This is a genomic window from Streptomyces sp. NPDC092370 (assembly GCF_044755265.1).
Classification (GTDB): Bacteria; Actinomycetota; Actinomycetes; order Streptomycetales; family Streptomycetaceae; genus Streptomyces.
In genome coordinates this window covers 501185-524117 of the sequence record NZ_JBIVQO010000001.1, presented here as the reverse complement: position 1 = coordinate 524117, position 22933 = coordinate 501185, and the positions used below count along the sequence as shown (strand labels likewise).

General features: G+C 69.1%; 17 protein-coding genes and 2 tRNA genes. 5 read left to right on the top strand and 14 right to left on the bottom strand.

Annotated elements, in window-relative coordinates; all coding sequences use genetic code 11:
* Window positions 1-2 precede the first annotated feature (2 nt).
* From ACIQHQ_RS02285 to ACIQHQ_RS02275, 3 genes are all read left to right on the top strand, one after another.
* The gene (locus ACIQHQ_RS02285; RefSeq protein ID WP_402609224.1) at window positions 3-1442 is read left to right on the top strand and encodes a phage/plasmid primase, P4 family; all 1440 of its coding nucleotides are present in this window, start codon (window positions 3-5) and stop codon (window positions 1440-1442) included.
* Window positions 1443-1965: 523 nt separating this feature from the next.
* Window positions 1966-2721 carry a hypothetical protein gene (locus tag ACIQHQ_RS02280; protein ID WP_402609222.1) on the top strand — a complete coding sequence of 252 codons (756 nt, stop codon included), beginning with the start codon at window positions 1966-1968 and terminating at the stop codon, window positions 2719-2721.
* 1065 nt (window positions 2722-3786) lie between these two features.
* Entirely contained in the window at window positions 3787-4005 is a 219-nt protein-coding gene (locus ACIQHQ_RS02275; RefSeq protein WP_402609220.1) for a hypothetical protein, read from the top strand.
* A 917-nt stretch (window positions 4006-4922) separates the two neighbouring features.
* Here the strand turns inward: ACIQHQ_RS02275 and ACIQHQ_RS02270 are convergent.
* The 7 genes from ACIQHQ_RS02270 to leuS all read right to left on the bottom strand — a co-directional run bounded on the left by ACIQHQ_RS02270 (window position 4923) and on the right by leuS (window position 15587).
* A complete protein-coding gene (locus ACIQHQ_RS02270; RefSeq protein ID WP_402609218.1) occupies window positions 4923-5891 on the bottom strand; it encodes a helix-turn-helix domain-containing protein in 969 nt (322 codons plus the stop codon).
* A 789-nt stretch (window positions 5892-6680) separates the two neighbouring features.
* Entirely contained in the window at window positions 6681-6944 is a 264-nt protein-coding gene (locus ACIQHQ_RS02265) for a hypothetical protein (protein ID WP_364903993.1), read from the bottom strand.
* A gap of 184 nt (window positions 6945-7128) precedes the next feature.
* Window positions 7129-9594 (bottom strand): ComEC/Rec2 family competence protein, encoded by a 2466-nt coding sequence (locus ACIQHQ_RS02260; protein ID WP_402609215.1) that lies wholly within the window; start codon window positions 9592-9594, stop codon window positions 7129-7131.
* Complete coding sequence (locus ACIQHQ_RS02255) at window positions 9591-10745, bottom strand: helix-hairpin-helix domain-containing protein (RefSeq protein ID WP_402609213.1); 1155 nt, start codon at window positions 10743-10745, stop codon at window positions 9591-9593. The genes ACIQHQ_RS02260 and ACIQHQ_RS02255 overlap by 4 nt, the downstream gene beginning before the upstream one ends.
* Window positions 10746-10864: 119 nt before the next feature.
* On the bottom strand, window positions 10865-11710 hold the full coding sequence (locus ACIQHQ_RS02250; protein ID WP_402609211.1) for a DegV family protein: 846 nt from the start codon (window positions 11708-11710) through the stop codon (window positions 10865-10867).
* A 72-nt stretch (window positions 11711-11782) separates the two neighbouring features.
* Complete coding sequence (locus ACIQHQ_RS02245; RefSeq protein ID WP_402609210.1) at window positions 11783-12571, bottom strand: hypothetical protein; 789 nt, start codon at window positions 12569-12571, stop codon at window positions 11783-11785.
* A 136-nt stretch (window positions 12572-12707) separates the two neighbouring features.
* A complete protein-coding gene (leuS, locus tag ACIQHQ_RS02240) occupies window positions 12708-15587 on the bottom strand; it encodes a leucine--tRNA ligase (RefSeq protein ID WP_402609208.1) in 2880 nt (959 codons plus the stop codon).
* 470 nt (window positions 15588-16057) lie between these two features.
* On the opposite strand from leuS, the gene ACIQHQ_RS02235 reads away from it, so the two are divergent.
* Window positions 16058-17314 carry a cytochrome b/b6 domain-containing protein gene (locus tag ACIQHQ_RS02235; RefSeq protein ID WP_402609206.1) on the top strand — a complete coding sequence of 419 codons (1257 nt, stop codon included), beginning with the start codon at window positions 16058-16060 and terminating at the stop codon, window positions 17312-17314.
* Window positions 17311-18921 (top strand): NADH-ubiquinone oxidoreductase-F iron-sulfur binding region domain-containing protein, encoded by a 1611-nt coding sequence (locus ACIQHQ_RS02230; RefSeq protein ID WP_402609204.1) that lies wholly within the window; start codon window positions 17311-17313, stop codon window positions 18919-18921. The genes ACIQHQ_RS02235 and ACIQHQ_RS02230 overlap by 4 nt, the downstream gene beginning before the upstream one ends.
* Window positions 18922-19028: 107 nt before the next feature.
* Here ACIQHQ_RS02230 and ACIQHQ_RS02225 read toward each other — a convergent pair.
* The 7 genes from ACIQHQ_RS02225 to ACIQHQ_RS02195 all read right to left on the bottom strand — a co-directional run bounded on the left by ACIQHQ_RS02225 (window position 19029) and on the right by ACIQHQ_RS02195 (window position 22918).
* A tRNA-Ala gene (locus ACIQHQ_RS02225) sits at window positions 19029-19101 on the bottom strand.
* Between the two features lie 128 nt (window positions 19102-19229).
* Window positions 19230-19463, bottom strand: coding sequence for a hypothetical protein (locus tag ACIQHQ_RS02220; protein WP_006136074.1), 234 nt, complete (start codon window positions 19461-19463; stop codon window positions 19230-19232).
* A gap of 3 nt (window positions 19464-19466) precedes the next feature.
* Complete coding sequence (locus ACIQHQ_RS02215; protein ID WP_283971272.1) at window positions 19467-19640, bottom strand: hypothetical protein; 174 nt, start codon at window positions 19638-19640, stop codon at window positions 19467-19469.
* Window positions 19641-19841: 201 nt separating this feature from the next.
* Window positions 19842-19914, bottom strand: a tRNA-Ala gene (locus tag ACIQHQ_RS02210).
* Between the two features lie 72 nt (window positions 19915-19986).
* Window positions 19987-20655: a histidine phosphatase family protein gene (locus ACIQHQ_RS02205; protein ID WP_402609201.1), complete on the bottom strand. Its 669-nt coding sequence runs from the start codon at window positions 20653-20655 to the stop codon at window positions 19987-19989.
* Entirely contained in the window at window positions 20652-21098 is a 447-nt protein-coding gene (gene rsfS / locus ACIQHQ_RS02200; protein WP_390981140.1) for a ribosome silencing factor, read from the bottom strand. Before rsfS ends, ACIQHQ_RS02205 begins: the two co-directional genes overlap by 4 nt.
* A gap of 104 nt (window positions 21099-21202) precedes the next feature.
* Window positions 21203-22918 (bottom strand): LCP family protein, encoded by a 1716-nt coding sequence (locus tag ACIQHQ_RS02195; protein WP_402609198.1) that lies wholly within the window; start codon window positions 22916-22918, stop codon window positions 21203-21205.
* Window positions 22919-22933: the final 15 nt, after the last annotated feature.

Here is a 22933-nt window from a genome sequence, read left to right as displayed (position 1 = left end):
GTATGAGCGACGAAAATTGGGAGACCCTGCCGGCCAAGCTGGAATACAGCCGTGACCAGCCGGTACAGCACGTGAACTACGCGCGATTCGTCGCCCGGCACACTGGGCACCACCTGCGCTATATGGAGAACGTCGGTTGGTATCGCTGGAATGGCGTTATCTGGGAAGCGACGGGCGGTAATGGCGCAGCCTTTCAGGCCATTACGGATGCAGCGCACGTGCTCAACCGCTACGCCACGGAAAACCCGGCAGCACTGGCTTGGGTCAACAGCGCAGTAAAGCTGATGCTCAACAGCCCACACCGCCGCGCCATCGTCGCTGAGCTTGAGAACCTGCGCAGCCTGCGGGTAACGGCCGATCAATTCGACAGCGCGCGGCATCTGTTGAGCTTCCGTAACGGCACGGTGGATCTGCGCACGGGTGATCTGCGCGAACACGATTCAGCGGACATGCTGACCCAGTGCGCGCAGGTGAATTACCGGCCGGACGCACAGGCCCCTCGCTGGCTGCGGTTCGTCGAGGAAGTCTTCCCAGACGACAGTGAGCTTCAGCGGTACTACCAAACGTTCCTCGGCTACTGCATTACCGGCGAGGTCCGTGAGCACGCGCTAGGGGTTTGGTACGGCGCCCATGGACGCAATGGCAAGGGCACAACCGTGCGCACCATGCAAGCAGCGTTCGGGCCGGACATCATCCGCGAGGTTGAATTCAGCATCTTTGAGAACGTGCGCGGGCAGGCACCCCACACTGAGCAGATCGCCGGAATGCGAAGTGCCCGCATGGTTGTCGCCCAAGAAGGTAACCAGGGCACGCCGATGAACACGGCGCTACTCAAGAACCTCAGCGGTGGGGACCGAGTAAGCACGCGACATCTGATGGGCCGTACGTTCTCGTACTCGCCGACGTTCACGATCGTACTGGCCACTAACCATCTGCCGGAATTCGCCTCAGGCGGTGCAGCGCTGTGGGCACGAACCAAGGCCATTCTGTTCGGCCAGTCCTTTGCCGATCGGCGAGACCCTGAGCTAGAGCCAACTATCCAGGGGCCGGAGATCGAGGGCGTTGCAGCGTGGGTAGTCGAGGGCGCCAAGCAGTATTACGCCGAGGGACTGCGTGATCCGCTGGCCGTAGTGGCTGCAACCGAGTTCCACAAAGACTCTGTCGACCCGCTGAAGGATCTGGTTGGGGAACTGTTCGACTACGCGGAAGGCTGCGAGGTTCAGCGGTCCACGTTCAACCGTGAGCTGAAGGACTGGCGGGACACGAACGGCGACCGATCCAACAAGTACAGCCCGAGCAGCGTGAAGCGCCATCTACTCGACAGCGGAAAGGTCGAGGAAATTCGGCACAAGACTGAGGGCTGGAAATACCGGGGTATCCGGCTGATGTCTGACCCAGATACGGCCAACGCCCCCGGGATCTTCAACCGCGCTGACGCGTAGACCACAGCGAAGCAGGGCGGGTGCCAGAAAAGTTGGCATCTGTGCAAACCCCTCTTAGTACTAAAGGGGGTCTCTACAGATGCAAGAAATCCTGTCACCCTCCCCGCTTCGCGCTGCCCGCTGAAAGGAAATCGCCATGAATGCTGACGCGCCTACCCCCGCTGACATGCCGAAGCGACCCGCAGTCAGTCCCGCCCGCACATCTGCTGTCTATGACGCCCTCCGTGCTGTCACTGTCGACGACGCTGAAGGCTGGACGACTCTAGGTCTGGTGTACGCCGCCGTAAATGGCTGGCTGACCGGCATGGGACGCGAGGCCATCCCGTTTCGTGCGCTGGGAACCTCCCTTGAACGCGCTGGATACCGCGTAAGCGACGGACGCGTGACCGGCCTAATCCTGCCCTGGTGGAAGGGCCGGCGCTAATCCCGCTGACCTGCCCAACTAAAGCGCTGGGCCGCCGTTCAGCGCGCCACTGTACCCAAAACACATGCGCCGATTGGCGCTCGAAAGGAACCACCGAAAATGACTGAGCCCATGATTCAGCAGAACCCCGACGGCAGCACCACTGTTGTCAGCATCAACGACCGAGACACGGTGGCGGAATCCATCGCCCGTATTAGCTCCACCACTGAGTCACTGATCGGCGACTTCAGCAACGCTGCGAACATCAGCATCGAAGTACCCGCTGACGTCCGTTCGCTGCTTAGCAGTGCCGTGCGTGACATCACTGCGACCCTTGGCAAGGTCGATGTGGCCGTTGCTATGGCTGCTGGGTACCGAGCGAATGACACGATGTTCCCTGCCGGCCGTGAGCGGCTCGCTACTGCGGAAATCGCCAAGGCGGACAGCGAGGTGACCGCCGCACTGGATTCCGCTGAGGACAAGCTCACCGTGGCTGAGGCTGATCTCTACCTCGCTGCGCGTCCGGCTATGCCTGCTGGTGGCGATATGGCTGCTCGCGCTGACGTGCGGATGATTCTGGACGGGGTTTCGCCGAGTCAACTTGCCGACCGAATCAAGGGTCTTGCCCAGCGGGGTGACGCTGCGGGCGCCCTGGTGGCGGATGGCGCATGGCTGGACATGTACCTGAGTTCTCGTGGCGTCGAATCCGATATGGCGGACGCAATCAAGGCCCTGGTCAAGGATCAGGTGTTCCGTTCCGCTGCTGCCTCTGGCGAACCTAAGCGCGCTGCTGCTGGCCGTACCGCGCTGGCTCTGGTTCACCTGCGTAAGGCAGGCATAGCCGCGCGAAGCTACCGGCGCACCAAGCTGTCCTAATTCGCTCAATCGGGGCCTGAGCACATGCCACTTTCGTACGTGCTCAGGCCCCCTGGGGAGGAAACACATGACAGGAATCTGCAAGCATCCGCGTTGCGAGGTACAGACAGATGGCGCTGATCGCTGCCTAGTGCACACCTACGAATGGTCTCGGCTAAAGCGCCAGCGGAAGCGCTCATGATCCGGCTACGGGTGGCATTTGGTCGCCAGTTCGTGTACGGCGATGCAACGCGCTCAGCCGGCGAGGAGTTTGACGGACCCGTTGCGCTGCTAACTATCGGCCTCTGTACGCCCGCAGATGGTGACTGGCGAGGGATTACGCCCGGGGTGCCCACAGAGCCGCCTGAGGCCGCTACAGAGCCGTCTGCGGGTCATCCTGAGTGCGATCCGGGGCCTAGGCCAGCGAAACACCGTGGCGCCATGCAGGTTTGCCCTGTCGCTGGCTGCCCCTGCTTGACCTACAGCGGGAAATGCCAGGCGCACGCTCGCAGTAGTGCCAAGGGTCAGCGCTACCGGGATAGCTACACCGCTGGGTCATCGCGCCGTGCCCGCTGGAGCCACCTGAGTAAGGCGCATCTGCGTGACCACGCGCTATGCGAGTCAGCCGAGTGCGCTGCCATTCCCGCACCATTGCGTCCCGCTGCCACAGAGACAGACCACGTCGACGGGCTAGGCCTACAGGGTCCGCGCTGGGATGACCCAACCAACTGGCAGGCACTGTGCAAGCCGTGTCACTCACGGAAGACAGCGCGCGAATCGTTCGGCCGTTAGCGCTGACGAGCACACACGGTGACCCCTCCCCCTGCGGGTGGACCCCTTAGGCATAGGGACGCCAGAGCGCGGGGGAGGGCGCTCAGGAGTGTGCTCGGGAGAAAATACGGCGCGTGTTCAAAAACCGCATTCTAGTCACCCATTGCTACCGAAAGGATGTCACTCACCGTGGCCAATCCAGAGAACCTACGCCGTGGCCGTTCGCGCCCCGGAATTGCTCGCACGATCCTACCCGCTGAGTGCGCCCTGCCCGTACCTGTCCCACCTGCCCGCGCGGAAGGCTGGACTGACGACATGATTGCCCGCTGGTCATCGCTCTGGAAGGGACCCAGCGCGAATCTGTGGGATGACGCATGTATTGGCATGGTCGCGCTGCTGGTCGAACTTGAGTCGCTGGGCACCAATGTGAATGCAGCGCAGCTAACCGAGGTGCGCCGGATTTCCGAAACGCTGCTTCTTACGCCCGGATCGCTGAGTGCGGCCGGCTATGCGCTGCCAGGGTGGCCCGAATGAGCGCACGTCGCCGGGCAATAGCAGCGCGAAACTCGACCGAACCGAATCGGGAAGCGCCCCAGGTTCATCCGCTGGCCTATGTCGCTGATCTACCGTCCGCGCAGTACGCCGAATGGCTCGCTGACTACTCGCCGATCACATGGGATAAGTGGCGCGCACTGCCGCTGAAAGCCAGGGTGCGCGTAGCCCTCACGAACGGTGTGGCGTACCGGTTCTGACCAGCCGCATACCAAGTGCCCTTGTTCCCTCGCTGGAGTCGGGGGCATTCCCATATCTGAAAGAGCGTCAGATGACCAAGCCCAGAGATCTACTCGGCGCACTCGCGCTGCTCGCTGCCCTGACTGCTACGGCCAGTGCCGAGTATCAGCTAGCGCGTGCAGTCGGGTTCGGCGAGTTCACTGCTGGATGCATCCCGGCCGCACTCGATGTCTACGCCCTGCGTGCATTCAGCGTGAGGCGCGATGTACCCGCTGTCGTCGCTGCGCTGATCGTGACGAATGCGCTAGCACACTTGGTCAGTTCAGAGCTGATTCCCGTGGGTGTGCCCCTGGTTGTCGCTGTCAGCGCGATAGCCCCGCTGGTTCTCTGGCGTGTGAAGGCCCTGAGCACCCCTGTACGCGTCCCTGGGCCCTCGCCGGTGATCCCGGAGCCTCCGAAGCCTGAGCGGCCCTCTGCGGCCCCTGTAGCGCTTCCGTCGAGTGCACCTGTGGCGAAGCCTGACCCGCTACTTGCATCTGCTCGTGCATTCGACGCTGAGGTGCGCAGCACTACGGGCAAGGCGCCTTCCCTGCGCGCACTTCAGTCGCATCTGAGCATCGGACAGGCGCGAGCCCAGCGCATCCGGTCCGCACTCACTGCCACATAGACAGAGCCCCGACCCTGAGCCGCAATGGCCCGGGGTCGGGGCTTTCTGTCGTTCACGCTGCCTCAAGCGCCTTACTGAGGGCCGCTTTGTGCTCCCACGACCAGGGCGCATCCCGTAGTTCGTCGGGCAGACCAGCGAGGCCAGTTCTCAAGTGATCGGCTGCCTCGCTGTATCGGCCCAGCGCAAGTGTGCAGATGCCCATATTCAGCCGGTTAAAGGCTGGCGTCAGCCAATAGGCGGTGTCTGGCGGTGGTAGCGCGGCAGCCTTATCGGTCAGCCGTTCCGCATCCTCAACCAGGCGCAGCGCCCCATCACGCTGGTCCAGCGCTGCCATTCCTGCCGCTGCTTGCAGGTAGTCCCCGATTCGCTGTGCAGGGTGCGCACCGGGCGTATTCGCTGCCGCAGCAAACCAGCGGGCAATGCCCTGAGGTCGCCCCTGCTGTCGGGCAATGTAGCCCTTGAAATTCAGCGCCTGTGCAGCGAGGGTTCCGTTCCCGATCTCGTCGGCGAGTTCTAACGCATCATTGAGCAGCCGGACCGCTTCGCTGTCTTTGCGGACTTGAGCCAACATCCATCCAGCGAACTGCATCCATTCTGACGCTACTTCGGCGAGTCGGTCACGGTGCGGACCACGAGCGCTCCGGAGCATGCGGGTTACTTCCTGCATCTGTTTAATGGTCGCCGGGATGACTGTCTTTGGCGCTGCGGTGTCGTCCAATCGACGGTACGCAGCCAGCACGCCGGCGAGAGCATCAACGGTCCCAGCGTCAAGGCGCGAAGGGTTAGCGGCGCTGCGCTGCACTCGTTCGCTGTCGTCGTCACCCAGCACTGTCGCTGTCAGCGCACCATCCGCCCCAAGAAGACTGTCCAGAGAGGATGCGAGCTTTGCCGATGGCTTCTGTTTCCCGCTGAGCACACGCGACAGGTAGGCCACGTCGTAATTGATCTCGCGCGCGGCAGCCTTCATCGAATATCCGCTGTCCAGCAGCGCCCTGCGCGCAAGATCAGCAAAGTCACTCATCGTGAACCTCTGGGGGTTGACTGGTTGTGCTTCCAGGATAGTCAACGCCGGTCAACTCCCGCGTAAGCACTAGATCGTTCAGCCTGGTGGCCTCAGCGATGCACGTACGCCTCAGGAGGTTCACGACGTGCGACTTGCCTGCCGGTTACTTTCCCTTGTGCTGCCTGCCCAGGGTCGTCACAGGGCTTCTGCTGCGCTGCTGTTCCGCCCCGCGCCCCGCGTGCCTCCGCTGAGCGGTGAAGCGATTGGAATTGTCCGCCCCTATCTCGTGGCCCATGAACGACGCCAGCGAGCGGAGGCAGCCAGATGATCCCCATGAACGAGTACAAGAGCGCACGCGCTGAAGCTGAGCACACAGCGGCACTACTGAAGGCAGCCCTACAACGCGCCGGAATCCCTGAACGTGACACCGCGCGGGTGCGCCCCCTGGTCACGAACAGCGGGCGTGCGTACGTCGAACTCGGGACTCTGCCGGTCGGCTCAGCGGCCAAACTGCTGGAGGCACTGCCACGTGATCATTAACGGTGAGTCGCATCTGACCCCGCGTTCTGGTCCGGTAGACGAAGACACGTGCCCTGTCTGTGCGGGGCTTGCCATGGCGTTGCGTCTGTTCAGATATGCCGAAGACGTGGACGGATCCGCTGACACATACGAACTGCGATTCCAGCACCGCGTGTACGGCCACCCGGAGAGCGCAGCAGTGGCCCTGATGCATCGGTGACTGCGCCCCACTGAGCGGCCCCGTAGCGCCCTGGGAACTTTCCGGGATCGCTACGGGGCTTTGTTGCTTCAGCGCTGACCCAGAGCCGCGCGCAAGGCCTCCTCCAGTGCCCGTGCCGCTGGGGAGTTCAGCCGTTCCCCGCGAAGCTCTGCCACATGGGCAACCTCTCTGACGCGCACAGCCAACTGCCCGATGAGTGAGCAGAGTTCAGCGCGCGACGCTTCGGGACGCTGAGACATGGCCAGCGCGTACACGGCATCGTTGCGGGCCGTGCTGATGGTGTGATCTTCGGTGCGGTCGCGCAGTTGCTCGGCGCCGCTAGGCTCAGTCATGCCGACTCCAACCAGTCGGTTAGCCCCGGTAGGAAGCTCTGACCCTTCCTGCTGGGGCGCTTTCATTTCGACCTGATCAGCGTACGGAAATCCGTGTGCCCTTGGGTGCCCTGAAAACGGGTGTGCCTGGCCTCTGTTGCCCTGGTCTTGCCGCAGGGGTATCGCGCTGACCAGGGCAGACGTGCTAGAACTGGAAGTCACGACCCTTTGGGTTGTCCGAGCCGCAGGAGATGAGGGCCAGCCGCGGTGCCGCACGGCGCAGGAGGCCGGGGTCCTGGTAGGCCGATCCGTGGTGGGCGACCTTCAGCACGTCCACACCCTCCAGCGCCCCGGCCGCCGGGGAACGCGCCAGTGCCCGCTGCGCCGGGGGCTCCAGGTCCCCCAGGAGCAGCAGGCGCAGCCCGGCAGCGCGGACCAGCATGGCGACGCTGGCGTCGTTCGGCCCCTCCGGAACCGGGTGGCCCGCAAACACCCCCGGTTCCGGCTCCGGCGGCGGCCACACCACCTGCCAGGACAGCTCCCCCGTACGCCGCTGCTCGCCCGCCGCCGCCCGCGTCACGGGAATCCGCCGCGCCGCCGCCAGTCTCCGTACGAACGCGGCCTGGTCCGCGGGCTCTTCGAAGCCCGTCGTCTCGATCGCGCCCACCGTCCGTGCGCGCAGTACCCCGGGCAGACCGGCCACGTGATCGGCGTGGAAGTGGGTGAGCACGACCAGCGGGACCCTGGTGATGCCGAGGGCGCGCAGACAGTGGTCCACGAGCTGCGGGTCGGGCCCGGCGTCGACCACCACGCCGGTCCCCTCACCCGCGGCGAGCACCAGCGCATCGCCCTGCCCCACGTCACACATCACCAGCCGCCAGCCCGGCGGTGGCCAGCCCGTGACCACCCGGGTCAGCGGGGGCGGCTGCACCACCGCCAGCGCCAGCAGCAGGCCGCAGATCCCGCACCACCAGGGGCGCCCGAGCAGTCGCCGTCCGACGAGCACCACGACCAGGGTCACGGCCAGGAGCAGCGCCGCGCCCGCCCAGGTGCCCGGCCAGTCGATCCCCCCGCCGGGCAGCGCCGCCCCGGTCCGCGCGATCCGCGCGATCCACCCGGCGGGCCAATGCGCGCACCACGCCAGGGCCTTGGCCATCGGCATCGCCACCGGCGCCGTGGCCATCGCCGCGAACCCCAGCACCGTCGCCGGCGCGATCGCGAACTCCGCGAGCAGATTGCAGGGCACCGCCACCAGACTCACCCGTGCGGACAGCACGACCACGACGGGGGCGCACAGGGCCTGCGCGGCAGCGGCGGCGCCCAGCGCCTCGGCCGGCCTCGCCGGCACCCCGCGTCGCCGCAGCCCGGCGCTCCAGCGCGGCGCGAGCGTGAGCAGGGCACCGGTCGCCACGACGGAGAGCAGGAACCCGTAACTGCGCGCCAGCCACGGGTCGTAGAGCACCAGCAGCAGTACCGCCGTCGCCAATGCCGGGATCATCGACCTCCGGCGTCCGGTCGCCAGGGCCAGCAGCGCGACCGCCCCGCAGGCCGCGGCCCGCACCACACTCGGGTCCGGTCTGCACACGACCACGAACGCGAGCGAGAGGGCGCCCCCGAGGACCGCCGTCCCCCGCAGCGAGATGCCGAGCTGTGGTGCGAGCCCCCGCCGCTCCACGTGCTGCGCCAGGCCCGGCGGTCCGAGCAGCAGCGCGAGGAGGATCGTGAAGTTGGCCCCGGACACGGCCAGGGTGTGGGCGAGATCGGTCTCCTTGAAGGCCTCCTCCAGCTCCGGGGTGATCCGTGAGGTGTCTCCCACGACGAGGCCCGGCAGGAGCGCCCGAGCGTCCGCCGGCAGCCCGTCGGTCGCCTCCCGCAGCCCGGCGCGCAACCGCCCGGCGAGCCGCTGCGGTCCCGAGGGCTCGCCGACCACGTCCGGTCCACCGCGGCCTCGCACCCGCAGCACGGCCGCGACCCGGTCTCCACCCGTCATCGCGGGTACCAGCCGGGCACTGACCCGCAGCCGCGTCGACGGCAGCAGGCCGAGCCACGGGGACCGCGGCGGCCCGCCCGCGACCCGGCTCGGAAGGGACGAGTCCACGTCCACGATCATCAGCACCGGCGTCCGGACCGTCACCGCCGCGCCGCCCGCCTCCTGGACGCTCCGCACATCGGCGTCGATCAGCACGGCCGTCGGAGCCACGTGATCGCCCCGGACCTTCGGCCGGGTGAGTCGCGGGTCGGACGTGAGCTCGACCTCGGCGGTCACCGTGGCGTAATCCCGCGCCAGGCCGGGCACGGGCCCGCGGCGCAGATCCGCCCCGTGCAGCCCGGCCGAGGCGGCAGCCGCGGCCACGCACAGCAGCAGGGCGGCGGCCGAGGCGCGCGGCCAGGACGCCGCCCTGCGCCGCCGGGCCGACGGCAGCAGCGCGACGGCTGCCAGGCAGCCGATCACGATGCCGAGCGCCCACTTCGGGGACGCGCCCAGCACCAGCGCCGCCGTCACCCAGGCCGCCAGGGCGGGTGGAACGAGCCGCAGGTCCGTCGGACCCTCCTGGCGTGGCCGGGCGGCGCCGAGACGCGCGCCGGAGGAAGCGTGCACGGCGGACCGGTCGGGGCGGAGCCCGGACGCGGCCTCGTCGCGCCGCACCGGCGGGCCGGGGGCGCTCCTCATGGCCGTACGAGATCGCGCAGGTCGGCGAAGCGGCGATCGCCGATGCCGTTCACCTCGCGCAGCTCGTCCACCGTGCGGAAGCCGCCGTGCTGCGTGCGGTAGTCGATGATGTGCTGCGCCAGGACCGGGCCGACTCCCGGCAACGTGTCGAGCTGGTCGGCGGTGGCCGTGTTGAGGGAGACGGGAGCCGCCGGCCCGGCCGGAGCACCACCGGCAGCCGAACCGCCGCCCGCCCCGGGCCCCTGGGCGGGGGCCGGTCCCCCGACGACCACCTGCTCGCCGTCCACGAGGAACCGGGCGCGGTTGAGCCCGTCGGTGTCCGTGCCCGGCTTCACCCCGCCCGCCGCGCTCAGGGCGTCCGCCACCCGCGAGCCGGCCGGCAGCCGGTGGATCCCCGGATCACGGACCTTGCCGCTCACGTCCACGACGATCTCGGCCGCCCCCGCCTCACCGGCCCCGGCAGAAGTACCGGCGGAGATCCCGGCGGGCGTCCCGGCACCGCCCGGGCCTCGCTTCTCCTCCGCCGCCCCGCTCTCCTGCCCCTCCCCGAACGGCGCCGCCGCCGCCCGCACCACCTCCGGCGGCCGCACGGTCTGGGTGCGGCCGGTCCAGAAGTGGTGCACGGCGAAGGCCGCGGCGACGACGAGCACGACAGTCAAAGCGATCACGTTCCGCCGCTCCAGGCCACACCTCGTCTGCAGCCACAGCGGCATCCGCTCCCGCAGCGCCAGCCCCGCCCGCTCCCGCCAGGCTCCCTCCGCCGCGTGCTGGTCCCCGAGGACCCCCTCGTGATCCACCTCGGCGAAAGCGCCCCTGTGAGCCATGGACGCCGTACGGCCGTCAAGCCCTCGCCGGGGCTCCTCGACAGCGACGGAACCCAACCACCCAGGCGGCCCCTGCCCCGAGTCGCGCCGTTCTCCCGCCCGTTCGGCAGGTTCGGACGGCCCGGTCCGCTCCTTGGGCTCGGCCCCTGCGGGATGCCCGCCGAACAACGTTCCGGCGCGCCGCCGGAGTTCCTCTGCCGAGGCATGACGCTGCCGGGCCCGCCCGCGCGGAGCGGACCGGCGGTGACGGACGCGCCCGTCGGACGCCGGCCCGCGGCCCGGCCCACTGGTCGCGGTCGCTGTGCGTGAACGTGATCGAAGTGCCATGCGACGAGGATCGGCCACCTCGCCGCACCCGCGATGATCTTGGTCGATTTCCGGGGACGGTCCCCCGGTTGTGGACAACTCCGCCACTCACACGGGTGACTCGAGCCCTCCAGCAACCTTCACCGGAGCGAAACGACGACTCCCAGCAGACCGGGCCCCGTGTGCGCCCCGATCACCGCCCCGACCTCGCTGACGTGCAGATCGGCCAACCCCGGCACCCGTGTCCGCAGCCGGTCGGCGAGGGCCGACGCCCGGTCCGGGGCGGCGAGATGGTGAACGGCGACATCCACCTGGGCGGCGCCCGCACGGTCGGCCGCGATCTCCTCCAGGCGGGCGATCGCCTTGGACGCGGTCCGCACCTTCTCCAGCGGCTCGATACGGCCGTCGGCCAGTTGCAGCAGTGGTTTCACCGCGAGCGCCGAGCCCAGCAGGGCCTGTGCGGCTCCGATACGGCCGCCGCGGCGCAGGTAGTCGAGGGTGTCGACGTAGAAGTAGGCAGAGGTGCCCGCGGCCCTCTTCTCCGCGGCCGCGACGGCCTCGTCCACCGTCCCGCCCGACTCCGCGGCCTCCGCCGCGGCGAGCGCGCAGAACCCGAGTGCCATCGCGATCATGCCGGTGTCCACCACGCGCACCGGCACCGGCGCCTGCCGCGCGGCGACGACGGCCGCGTCGTGCGTACCGGAGAGTTCGGCGGAGAGGTGGAGGGAGACGATGCCGGTGGCGCCCGCTTCGGCGACCTTGCGGTACGTCTCCGCGAAGACCTCGGGACCGGGCCGCGAGGTCGTCACGGGGCGCCGCTTCTGCAAAGCCTGGGCGAGGGCCCGGGTGGAGATCTCGGTGCCCTCCTCCAGCGCCCGGTCGCCGAGGACCACGGTCAGTGGGACCGCCGTGATGCCGTGATGCTCCATCGTCCGGGTCGGCAGGTAGGCCGTTGAATCGGTGACGATCGCGACATGGCGGGACATGAGCTGGAGGTTACCTGCCGTAGCGCCGCTGTGGCAGCCCGGCCCCCGCGCCCTGCGGAGCGGGTGGCGGGATCAAGTGGTGCTCTCGGGGCGGGGCTTCTTCTGCCAGGGGTAGGTCGGACGTGGTCCCGGCGGCGTGATGGCGGGCCGCGCCGGCTCCTGCGCCGGGCTCGACTGCGCGCTGTCCTGCCAGGTCTGCCCGGCCGTGGCGGCATCGGCGGCCGATGCGTCGGGCCACGGCGGTGTCGCGGCCTTCGGCGGCGAGGCCGGCTGCCGGGACGCCCCGGACGGCGGCGACGACGCGGACTGCGGCTCCGGCGCCGTCCAGTGCCGCAGTGCCCCGGACTCCAGGTCGATCTGCGCGCTGAGCGAGTCCAGGTCGTCCTCCGCGAAGCGGCTGGCGCGGTCGCGTGCCGCCCAGCGCAGCGAGTCCGCCGAGTGCGTGATGCGCTCGGTGCGCTCGCGCAGGTCGGGGAGCCGCTCGGCGAGCGCGGTACGGTCCGGCTCGGACTCCAGGCGCTTCAGCTCGTCGTCCAGCTCGAATCCGTGCGCACTCAGCCGTTCGAAGAGGCCGACGGACTCCTTCAGGGACTCGTCCTCGACGACGGCCGCGTGCAGCGCTTCCTGTGTGGCGCGCATCGAGGTGCGCAGCTTCACCCGGAGCTGGGCGATTTCACCCGCGGTGCCGAGCTGGACGAAGGACTTGGCGCGCAGTGTGTGGTCCTCGACCGTGCGGCGGGCCTGGGTGATGCCACGGTCCACGCCGCGCTTGGCGGCGCCCACCACCTTCACCGTGGCGTACACCCCGAGCCCGGCAAGGAGCACGAAGAGCAGGGCGAAGACTGCGATCACTGCTTCCACAAGGGCTCCTCCTCAGGACGTCATGGCGCCTCGTCGCTCTTCAACGGTAAACGCACAGGGCAGGTCCGGAGTTCCGGAAGAACCCCGAACCTGCCCGTAGGGGACCACCCCGAGAGGGGTCCGTATGCCCTTGCGGCTACGCCGGAACGATGTTGACCAGCTTCGGCGCGCGCACGATCACCTTCCGGATGCCGGCACCGCCCAGCGCGGCGACGACCTTCTCGTCCGCCAGCGCGACCTTCTCCAGCTCGTCGTCGGAGATCGACGGCGAGACTTCCAGCCGCGCCTTGACCTTGCCCTTGACCTGCACGACACAGGTCACGGTCTCGTCGACGACGTACGCCGGGTCGGCCACCGGGAAGTCCTGGTGCACCACCGAGTCCGTGTGCCCCAGCCTGCGCCACAGCTCCTCGGCGATGTGCGGGGCCAGCGGCGCGACCATCAGCACCAGGGCCTCGGCGACCGGGCGGGACACGGCCGCGCCGACCTTGGTCAGGTGATTGTTCAGCTCGGTGACCTTGGCGATGGCGGTGTTGAACCGCATGCCCTCCAGGTCACCGCGGACGCCGTCGATCGCCTTGTGCAGGGCGCGCAGCGTCTCTTCGTCGGGCTCGGCGTCGACGACGGTCACCTCGCCGGTCGCCTCGTCGACGATGTTGCGCCACAGCCGCTGCAGCAGCCGGAACTGGCCGACCACCGCGCGCGTGTCCCACGGCCGGGAGACGTCCAGCGGGCCCATGGCCATCTCGTACAGGCGCAGGGTGTCGGCCCCGTACTCGGCGCAGATCTCGTCCGGAGTGACCGCGTTCTTCAGGGACTTGCCCATCTTGCCCAGCAGCCGGGAGACCTTCTCACCCTGGTAGTAGTACGCGCCGTCGCGCTCCTCCACCTCGGCGGCCGGCACCGCGATGCCACGGCTGTCGCGGTAGACGTAGGCCTGGATCATGCCCTGGTTGAACAGCTTGTGGAACGGCTCGGCGGACGAGACGTGCCCCAGGTCGTACAGGACCTTGGACCAGAAGCGCGCGTACAGCAGGTGCAGGACGGCGTGCTCGGCGCCGCCGACGTACAGGTCGACACCGCCGTGCGGCTGGCCCTCGCGCGGGCCCATCCAGTACTGCTCGATCTCGGGGTCGACCAGCTTCCCGGAGTTGTGCGGGTCCAGGTAGCGCAGCTCGTACCAGCAGGAACCGGCCCAGTTGGGCATGGTGTTGGTCTCGCGCCGGTACCGGCGCGGGCCACGCCCGTCGCCCAGGTCCAGTGTGACGTTCACCCAGTCCTCGTTGCGCGACAGCGGCGTCTCGGGCTGGGTGTCGGCGTCGTCCGGGTCGAAGGTGCGCGGCGAGTAGTCCTCGACCTCGGGCAGTTCCAGGGGCAGCATCGACTCGGGCAGCGCGTGGGCGGTGCCCTCCTCGTCGTAGACGATCGGGAAGGGCTCGCCCCAGTAGCGCTGGCGGCTGAACAGCCAGTCGCGCAGCCGGAAGTTGACGGTGCCCTCGCCGACGCCGGACCGCTCCAGCCACCCGGTGATGCGCTCCTTGGCCTCGGCGACGCCCAGGCCGTCCAGGCTGACCTCGTCGTTCGAGGAATTGATGATCTTGGCGTCGTACGAGGAGAAGGCGTTCTCCCAGGTCGCGGTGTCCGTGCCGCGGCCGTCGGTCGGCTCGACGATGCAGGTGATCGGCAGCTCGAAGGCACGCGCGAACTCGAAGTCGCGCTGGTCGCCGGCCGGGACTGCCATGATCGCGCCGGTGCCGTAGCCCATCAGGACGTAGTCGGCGATGAAGACCGGGACCTGCTCGCCGTTGACCGGGTTGGTCGCGTACGCGCCGATGAAGACGCCGGTCTTGTCCTTGGCCTCGGCCTGCCGCTCCACGTCGGACTTGGAGGCGGCCTGGGCCCGGTAGGCGGCGACGGCTTCACCGGGGGTGGCGTGGCCACCGGTCCACACCTCGTGGGTGCCCTCCGGCCAGGCGGCCGGGGTGAGCTTCTCGACCAGCGGGTGCTCGGGCGCCAGCACCATGTAGGTGGCGCCGAACAGGGTGTCCGGGCGGGTGGTGAAGACGGTGATGCGCTCGCCGTCCACGGGGAAGTCGACGCGGGCGCCCTCGGAGCGGCCGATCCAGTTGCGCTGCTGCAGCTTGATGGCCTCGGGCCAGTCCAGCTCGTTCAGGTCGTCCAGCAGACGGTCCGCGTAGGCGGTGATGCGCATGTTCCACTGGCGCAGCTTGGCCTTGAAGACCGGGAAGTTGCCGCGCTCGGAGCGGCCGTCGGCGGTGACCTCCTCGTTGGCCAGCACGGTGCCCAGCCCGGGGCACCAGTTGACCGGCGCGTCGGAGGCGTAGGCCAGCCGGAACTCGCCCAGGACGTCGGCCTTCTCGGCGGCGCTCAGCTCGCTCCACGCGCGCGTGTGCCCCGGTACCGGCCGCTCACCCGACTCGAACGCGGCGACCAGCTCGGCGATCGGGCGGGCCCGCCGGGCGTCGTGGTCGTACCAGGAGTTGAAGATCTGCAGGAAGATCCACTGGGTCCACTTGTAGTAGTCCGGGTCGATCGTGGCGAACGACCGGCGCTTGTCGTGGCCCAGGCCCAGCCGGCGCAGCTGGGCCTTCATGTTCTCCATGTTGGCTTCGGTGGACACGCGCGGGTGCGTGCCGGTCTGCACCGCGTACTGCTCGGCGGGCAGGCCGAAGGCGTCGAAGCCCAGGGTGTGCAGGACGTTGTGGCCGGTCATCCGCTGGAAGCGCGCGAAGACGTCCGTGGCGATGTAGCCCAGCGGGTGTCCGACGTGCAGGCCCGCACCGGAGGGGTACGGGAACATGTCCATGATGAACTTTTTGGGCTTGGCGGCGGTCTCCGCGTCCCCGGCCAGGTCGCCCTTGGGGTTGGGCGCGGCGTAGGTGCCGTCGGCGTCCCAGAAGTCCTGCCAGCGTGCCTCGATCTCGGCAGCCACGGCGGCCGTGTAGCGGTGCGGCGCGGCATCCGCTGCGGCGGCAGCGGGGTTCGTCTCGCTCATGATCCTCAAAGCTCCATCGATCGTCTCTGCCTGCGGCCTGTGTGGTTCGAGAAACGAAAAATCCCCTCGCACAGGAGGGGACGCCGCGCCGATTCCGGCCACTCGACTCGTCCGGTGGCCGGGACTGATCAGCGCGGCCCGCTAAGCAGAAGGCGTACGGCACGCATGGCGCTAGGGTACCGCAGGCCCCCAGCGCGTCGCGACGCGCTTTGGGGGGCCGTCTCGGTGTCCGAAAAGCTGAACCAGGGTCAATAGTTACTTCGCGTAACAGCCACTAAGGGACATCACCACAACCACATTGTCCTTTGATAACAACGCAACGACCCAAACCTCGTACTCATCGGTATGGCTGCGCTTAGAGTTCGGCAACGGGACCGCTGCTTTCCCGAACCGCTCGGAGTTGCCCCCATGAACCCTCATCGCAGTAACACCTCGCCCTCCCCGGTCGCCGGGACGCGGGGAGGCCGGCCGTGACCCACGACTCCACGGCAGACGACTCCTTCGCCGAATTCCTCAACTTCGGCGCGGGCGTGCTGTCCCTCGTGTGCCTCACCTGCTCGGTGATCTGGGGTCTGGTCGCCCAGGACCGGGTCCTGCTGGACACCCGCAGGCGCATCCTGGCGCAGGCCGTGCACCGGACCACGGCCGTCGCCTCGATCGTCTTCCTGCTGATGCACATCGGGATCAAGCTGGCGCTGGCCCACACCTCGTGGATCGCGGTCTTCATCCCCTTCGGGCTCCTCCTCAGCGACGACGAGGTCGTCACCGGCCGGTCGTTCCTCATCGGCCTCGGCACCCTGGCCAGCATGCTCATGATCTTCGTGGGCATCACCGGCGTGCTGCGCAACCGCTTCGCCTCCCCCGCACCCGTCGCGGCCCGCTGGCGAGCCATGCACATGCTGGCCTACCCGGCCTGGTGCGCCGCGCTGGTCCACGGGCTCTACGCGGGTCGCTCGGCCAAGCCGATCTTCGTCATCCTGTACTGCCTCTCCCTGGCGGGAGTGGCCGGAGCCCTCGCCCTGCGCGCGGCTCCGCGCCAGGTCAAGCGCAAGGTCGCCGACAAGGTCGCCTCCCTGATCGGGCCCGGCGAGGGCCAGGGCCGCAGGGATCTGGAGGAGAGCCGGTCCAGGGCGGCCGGCGGCTCCGCACTGCCCGGCTACGGCGGCCGGGAGGCACCCGCGAGGGCCTCCGCGTCGGGGCCGCTGTACGAGAAGGCGGAACGCCCCGCGGCCAAGGAACCCGCGAACGGCTTCGCCGCCGCCTACCGGGCCGTCTCGGGTCCTCCCCAGGGCCAGCAGCCCTTCGCGCCCGGGCCGGCCACCAGCATGCAGCTGCCGCTGGACCTGCAGCCCACCGAGGCCTTCCCGACCGTGGACGGCCCTTCCAGCACCTCGGGCAACTGGCCCATCCCCTCGCCGCCGCCGGTGGGCGAGGCCCCGCCCTCGGCCTACGACCCCCTTCAGGACACGGGCTTCAACATCCCGCCCTACGACCCCCTGCAGGACACCGGACAAAGCATCCCGGCCTATGGCAATCCAGGCGCCGCCGGCTATGGATCGAGTGACGTGTACGACACGGGTGAGACGAACGGCCTCTATGGCACGTACTACCCGAACGACACGTACAACAGCGGTCCCGCCACTGAAACAACGCCCGGTGCGTCCTATGACTTCGACGCACCGGGATCGGGCGAACCTTGGAACACGCCTTCCGGAGGCTTTAAGTGAACGAGGCCCTGCCCGACGTACCCGAAGTCCGCGTGGTCGGCCTTCCCCAGCTCACGTCGGGCTTCGACCTTGTCGATCGGCTCGATCTGCCCATGCACCTCAAGGTGCACGGGCCGCTCGAGCCGATGGGCGGCGAGCAGCTCGCGCAACTCGCCGAACGCATCAACCTGAAGGGCCGCGGCGGCGCGGGGTTCCCCTTCCACAAAAAGCTGCGCTCGGTCGCCGAGGCGGCGATCAAGCGCGGCGTCCGGCCGGTCGTCGTCGTGAACGGAAGCGAGGACGAACCGGCCTGCCGCAAGGACACGGTGCTGATCAACCGTGCCCCGCATCTGATCCTGGACGGCGCGCTGCTGTGCGCCGAGGCCCTGGGTGCCCGCACGCTCGTGGTGGGGGTCACCCGTGAGTCGACCCAGCGCTCCATGGAGGCCGCGCTCGCCGAACGCGGCCTCAGCAACGGCCGTCGATCGGCGCTGCGCGCACGGGTGCAGCGCAATCCGGTCCGCATGGTCACCGGCGCCGCCGCCTCGCTGGTCCGCTCGATCGACGGCGGCCCGGCCATCCCGCCCGGCCGCAAGGTCAGCGCCTCGCAGAACGGCGTCGGCGGCGCACCCACGCTGCTGTCCAACGCCGAGACCTTCGCCCAGCTGGCGATCGCCGCCCGCATCGGCCCGGAGCGCTACGGCAACACCGGCCTGTACGACGAGCCGGGCACCGTGATGCTGACGGTCTCCGGCGCGGTCGCCCGCCCGATGGTGATCGAGGTCCCGACGGGCGTGCCCCTGCGGTACGTCCTGCAGCTCGCCGGCGCTCCGCCGGTGCCGCAGGGCGTGCTCACCGGCGGCTACCACGGCAAGTGGATCGACGCGGCGACGGTCAACGAGGCGATCGTCTCCCGCAATTCCCTGGACGCGGTGGGCGGCGCGCTCGGCGCCGGCGCGATTCTGCCGATCACTCAGGAGACCTGCCCCCTGGGCGAGTCGCTGCGTGTGGCGCAGTGGCTGGCCGAGGAGAGCGCGGGCCAGTGCGGCCCCTGCTACCTCGGTCTGCCGGCCGCCGCGCGCGGTCTGGAGGACATCCTCAACGGCGGCGGACCGGCCGCCCTGGAGGCGCTCAAGCAGGTCGCCAAGAACGTGAAGCGGCGCGGCGCGTGCTCGCACCCGGACGGCTCCGCGATGTTCCTGGAGTCGACCATCAAGGCGTTCACGGACGACCTGGCCGCCCACGTCCTCGGCAACGGCTGCGGACGGCCCGTGGAGGGCGTTCTGCCGCTCTTCGAGGGCGGCAGGGCCCCTACGGGCATCCCGGGCGGCGGCGAGTCCGAGGAGAACGGCCCCAGCCGTCAGAAGATCTACGTCGACTGGACGCTGTGCCGGGGCCACGGTCTGTGCGCGGACATCCTGCCCGAGGTGTTCCAGCTGGGCGCCGACGGCTTCCCGACGGTGGCGCAGGCGCAGGTGCCGCGGTACGCCGAGGCCAAGGCTCTACGCGCGGTGCGCCGCTGCCCCGCGCTGGCGCTGCGTATCGAGGAGGGGGGCGCGCAGGGCGGGCCGTCCCGCAACCTCCCGGTCCTCTCCCAGGGCCGCGGCCGCCGCGCCCTCGGCCGCTGAGCACACGTACGGCGGGCTCCTCGTGGGCCCGCCGTCCGCACCCGCACACGAGGCAACACGAAGAAGGCGGACCATCCGAATCGGATGGTCCGCCTTCTCATCTGCTGTGGAGCTAAGGAGAATTGAACTCCTGACCTCCTGCATGCCATGCAGGCGCTCTACCAACTGAGCTATAGCCCCTTGCCGGTGTTCCTCCGGGTTTCCCCGGCGGCGACGCCAACATTACTGGTCCACCGGGCCCAACACCAAATCGATTTCGCCTCGTACGGAGATGCCCGCTATGTCGGTTTCGCACCGACTCTGCGGGCTCAGGCCGTGACGAACGAATAGAACCGCTTGAGCGTGCAGTGCTCCTCCAGAAGCCGGCCGTAGATCGGCTCACCCTCCAACTCGCGGTACGTCTCGATCGGGTCGCCTTTTATGATCAGCGCCCGCGCGCATTCCTCGCACCAGTACTGGTAGTCGGGATTGATCGGTTCCATGTCACGGACGATCGGAGTCCCGCTGCCACACCAGTCGCACTTCCGCCTGTGTGCACCCATCGATCAGCTCCAGCTGTGGCCGCAGGCCGTGCACACGTAGGAAACTCCGCCGTTGTCGCCGAGCATCTGGGCCACGTGCGCGGAACCACAGGAAGGGCAGCTGAGGCGGGTGGACATCTCCCGGGTCAACGCTGCTTCGAGGAGGTGGTCGGCCTCCTCGAGGATGCTCGCAGGCATCGCTACTCCTCCCGTCGGGTCGCGGCCCCCTTCCGGCCGTTTGATTCTGCCACGGCCGGACCAATACGGTCAGCGACGCCTCAGTACCAGTCCGGGCACGGCACCCCGGCGGGGCCGTAGAGGTATACGCCGGGAAGGGCCCGAGCGACTCAAGCCGGAGCATGAAAAATCCCGCCCCCTGGCGGGAACGGGATCTTGATGTGGAGCTAAGGAGAATTGAACTCCTGACCTCCTGCATGCCATGCAGGCGCTCTACCAACTGAGCTATAGCCCCTCGTGTCTCCCCGCTGGCGGGGCGAACAAGAAGAACTTTAGCCTGCGACCTGCCGGAAAGTGAAATCCGGGGTCAGTCGTCGTCGCCGAGCACCGCTTCCGGCAGGGTGCCGGCGTTGTGCTCCAGCAGGCGCCAGCCCCGGGCGCCTTCACCGAGGACGGACCAGCAGCAGTTGGAGAGTCCACCGAGGCTCTCCCAGTGGTGGGGGTCGAGACCGAGGAGGCGTCCGATGGTGGTGCGGATCGTGCCGCCGTGGCTGACCACGACGAGGGTGCCGTCGTCGGGGAGCTTCTCGGCGTGCCGCAGCACCACGGGGGCGGCGCGGTCGGCGACCTCGGTCTCCAGTTCGCCACCGCCGCGGCGGACGGGCTCACCGCGCTTCCACGCGGCGTACTCCTCGCCGTACCGGGCGATGATCTCCTCGTGCGTGAGGCCCTGCCAGACGCCCGCGTAGGTCTCTCGCAACGCCTCGTCGTGGGTGACGTCGAGGCCCGTGAGAGTGGCCAGCTCGGCGGCCGTGGCCGCGGCGCGCCGGAGGTCGGAGGCGATCACCGCGTCCGGCTTCAGCGAGGCGAGGAGCCGGGCGGCGCGGCGGGCCTGGGCGACACCGGTCTCGGTCAGCTCGACGTCCGTGCTGCCCTGGAAGCGGCGCTCCACGTTCCACAGGGTCTGGCCGTGCCGCCAGAGGATGATGCGGCGGCACCGGCCCTTCCCGGCGGACGCCTCACTGGGGGAGGTCACCGCCAGTCACCGTCCAGCTCCGCCGCCTCCTCGGCCGCGCGCAGCTTGGCGTGCTCCTCGGCCTTGCCGCGGGTGGCCTTGGCCTCCTCGGGCAGCTCCAGTTCGGGGCAGTCCTTCCACAGCCGCTCCAGGGCGTAGAAGACACGCTCCTCGCTGTGCTGGACGTGGACGACGATGTCGACGTAGTCGAGCAGCACCCAGCGTGCTTCGCGGTCGCCCTCGCGGCGCACCGGCTTGGCGCCGAGTTCCTTCGAGAGGCGCTCCTCGATCTCGTCGACGATCGCCTTGACCTGACGGTCGTTGGGCGCTGAGGCCAGCAGGAAGGCGTCCGTGATGGACAGCACGTCGCTGACGTCGTAGGCGACGATGTCGTGGGCCAGCTTGTCGGCGGCCGCCTGGGCGGCGGTGTTGATCAGCTCGTGAGAGCGGTCGGTCACGGTCACTACAAGGCTTTCGGTCGGCGGGCACTTGTCACCAAGGGTCTCACGGACCGCAGCGGGCCCCCCACGCGATCGACGGGATCACGTGGAGGGGGCGCGCTCCCCGGCTAGCCGGCGGACGGCTTGTAGTCCTGGCCGAGGACCACGGAGACGTCGGCGCCCGCGGAGATCCTGCCCTTGGTGACGGAGCCCGCGGGCAGGCCCAGGGTCTTGGCCACCTCGACGGCGTTCGCCTTGTCGGCGGCGTCGGCGTAGACGACCTGGGAGGTGGCCCGGGCGGCGGCGGTGCCGCTCTCCAGGAAGGTGAAGCCGCCGTTGAGGAGCACGACCCGGGCCTTCTCGGTGTTGTCCTCGACTCCGGTGGCGTTCTGGACGGCGACGCTGACGGCGGCGCCCTTGTCGGGGCTCTTGGCGGTGCCGCCGAGGACGTTCTTGACCACGCCCGCGCTCGCCTGGGGACTGAGCGTGCCGTCGTTTCGGAGCGGCAGCAGGGCGGTCTTGACATCGCCGCCCTTGGCGAGGTCGGAGAGCCCGGCGAGGAAGGTGCCGAGGTCCTTGTCGGTGAGGGAGGGGTCCAGGATCTGCGCCAGGGTCTGGATGGTGGTCGTGGCCGCCTGCGGGTCGGAGGACATCTTGCGCAGGACGCCCTGCATGACCTGCCCGAAGCGCTCCAGCTGGGCGTTCTGGGCCTCGCCGGGGGCGCGGTAGGTGGCGTAGGCGACCGCCATCTTGCCGCTGAGGGTCTGGTCCTGGCCCTTGTTGACCAGGGGAGCCTCGCCCTTCTTCTTGGCGTCGGGGTCGGGCACCTCGGCATCGGTGTCGACGTCGATGTTGCCGACGAGGTCGACGAGGTTCTGCAGGTACGGGGTGTCCAGGCGCCAGGTGCCCTCGATGTCGGTGCCGAGGACCGTGTCGAGCGCGTCGCGGGTGCCGTCGGAGCCGTCGTCCTCGACCGACTTCGCGAGCGTCGTGGTGGTGCCGTCGTCGCTGGTCAGGGCGAGGGAGTTGGGGAGCAGGACGGTGGTGCCCCGCTGGAGGGTGGTGTTGTCGACGAGGAGGGCCGTGGAGGTGCCGCCGCCCTTGGTGTCGTGCAGGTGCACGACGATCACGTCGCGCTTCTGGGCGCCCGCCGCCGTCGCGGTACCCGTCTTGGAGCCGTCGGAGGACAGGCCCGGCAGCTTCCCCGCGTACCAGAGGTAGCCGACGCCGCCGGCCGCGACGAGCGCGAGGACGACGGCCAGGGCGACGATCCGGCTGCGGGCGCGGCGACGGGCCTCCTCGCGGCGTTCGGTGCGGTTCTCGGTGAACTTCAGCCAGTCGATGACGTCTTCGGAGTTGGCGTCCGGCTCCTCGACGAAGGCGAACTGCTCGGTGTGGTAATCCCGTTGCGGCTCGGCGGCTTCCTCGTGGTCGACGGGGCCGGCCTGCTGCGGGATGTGGGCCGTGTGCCGGGCGGTCTGTTCGGCGACGCGGGGCTGCCCGCCGGCGGCTCCGGCCGCGGTGGCCCCGCCGTAGGTCTCGTGCGGCGCGCCCTGGGCGGGAGCGCCCTGGTGCGCGCCGGTGGCGTACAGGTCGTAGGCACCGTAGGAGGAGGCGGGCTGCTGCTGCCCCGTGCCGTAGTCGTAGGCGGGCGGCGACTGCTGCCCGTACGGGTCGTAGCCGTAACCCTGCTGGTGCTGCTGGGCGTACGGGTCGTACGTCTGCTGCTGGGTCTGCTGAGCCTCGACCTGCCGGTAGACAGGCCGGCCGTACTCGTCGTAGCCGACGAGCTCGTACTGGTCGGCGCCGTGGCCCGCGGCCCCCGCGTCGTATCGGTCGTTCACCGGTGCCCCTCTCGG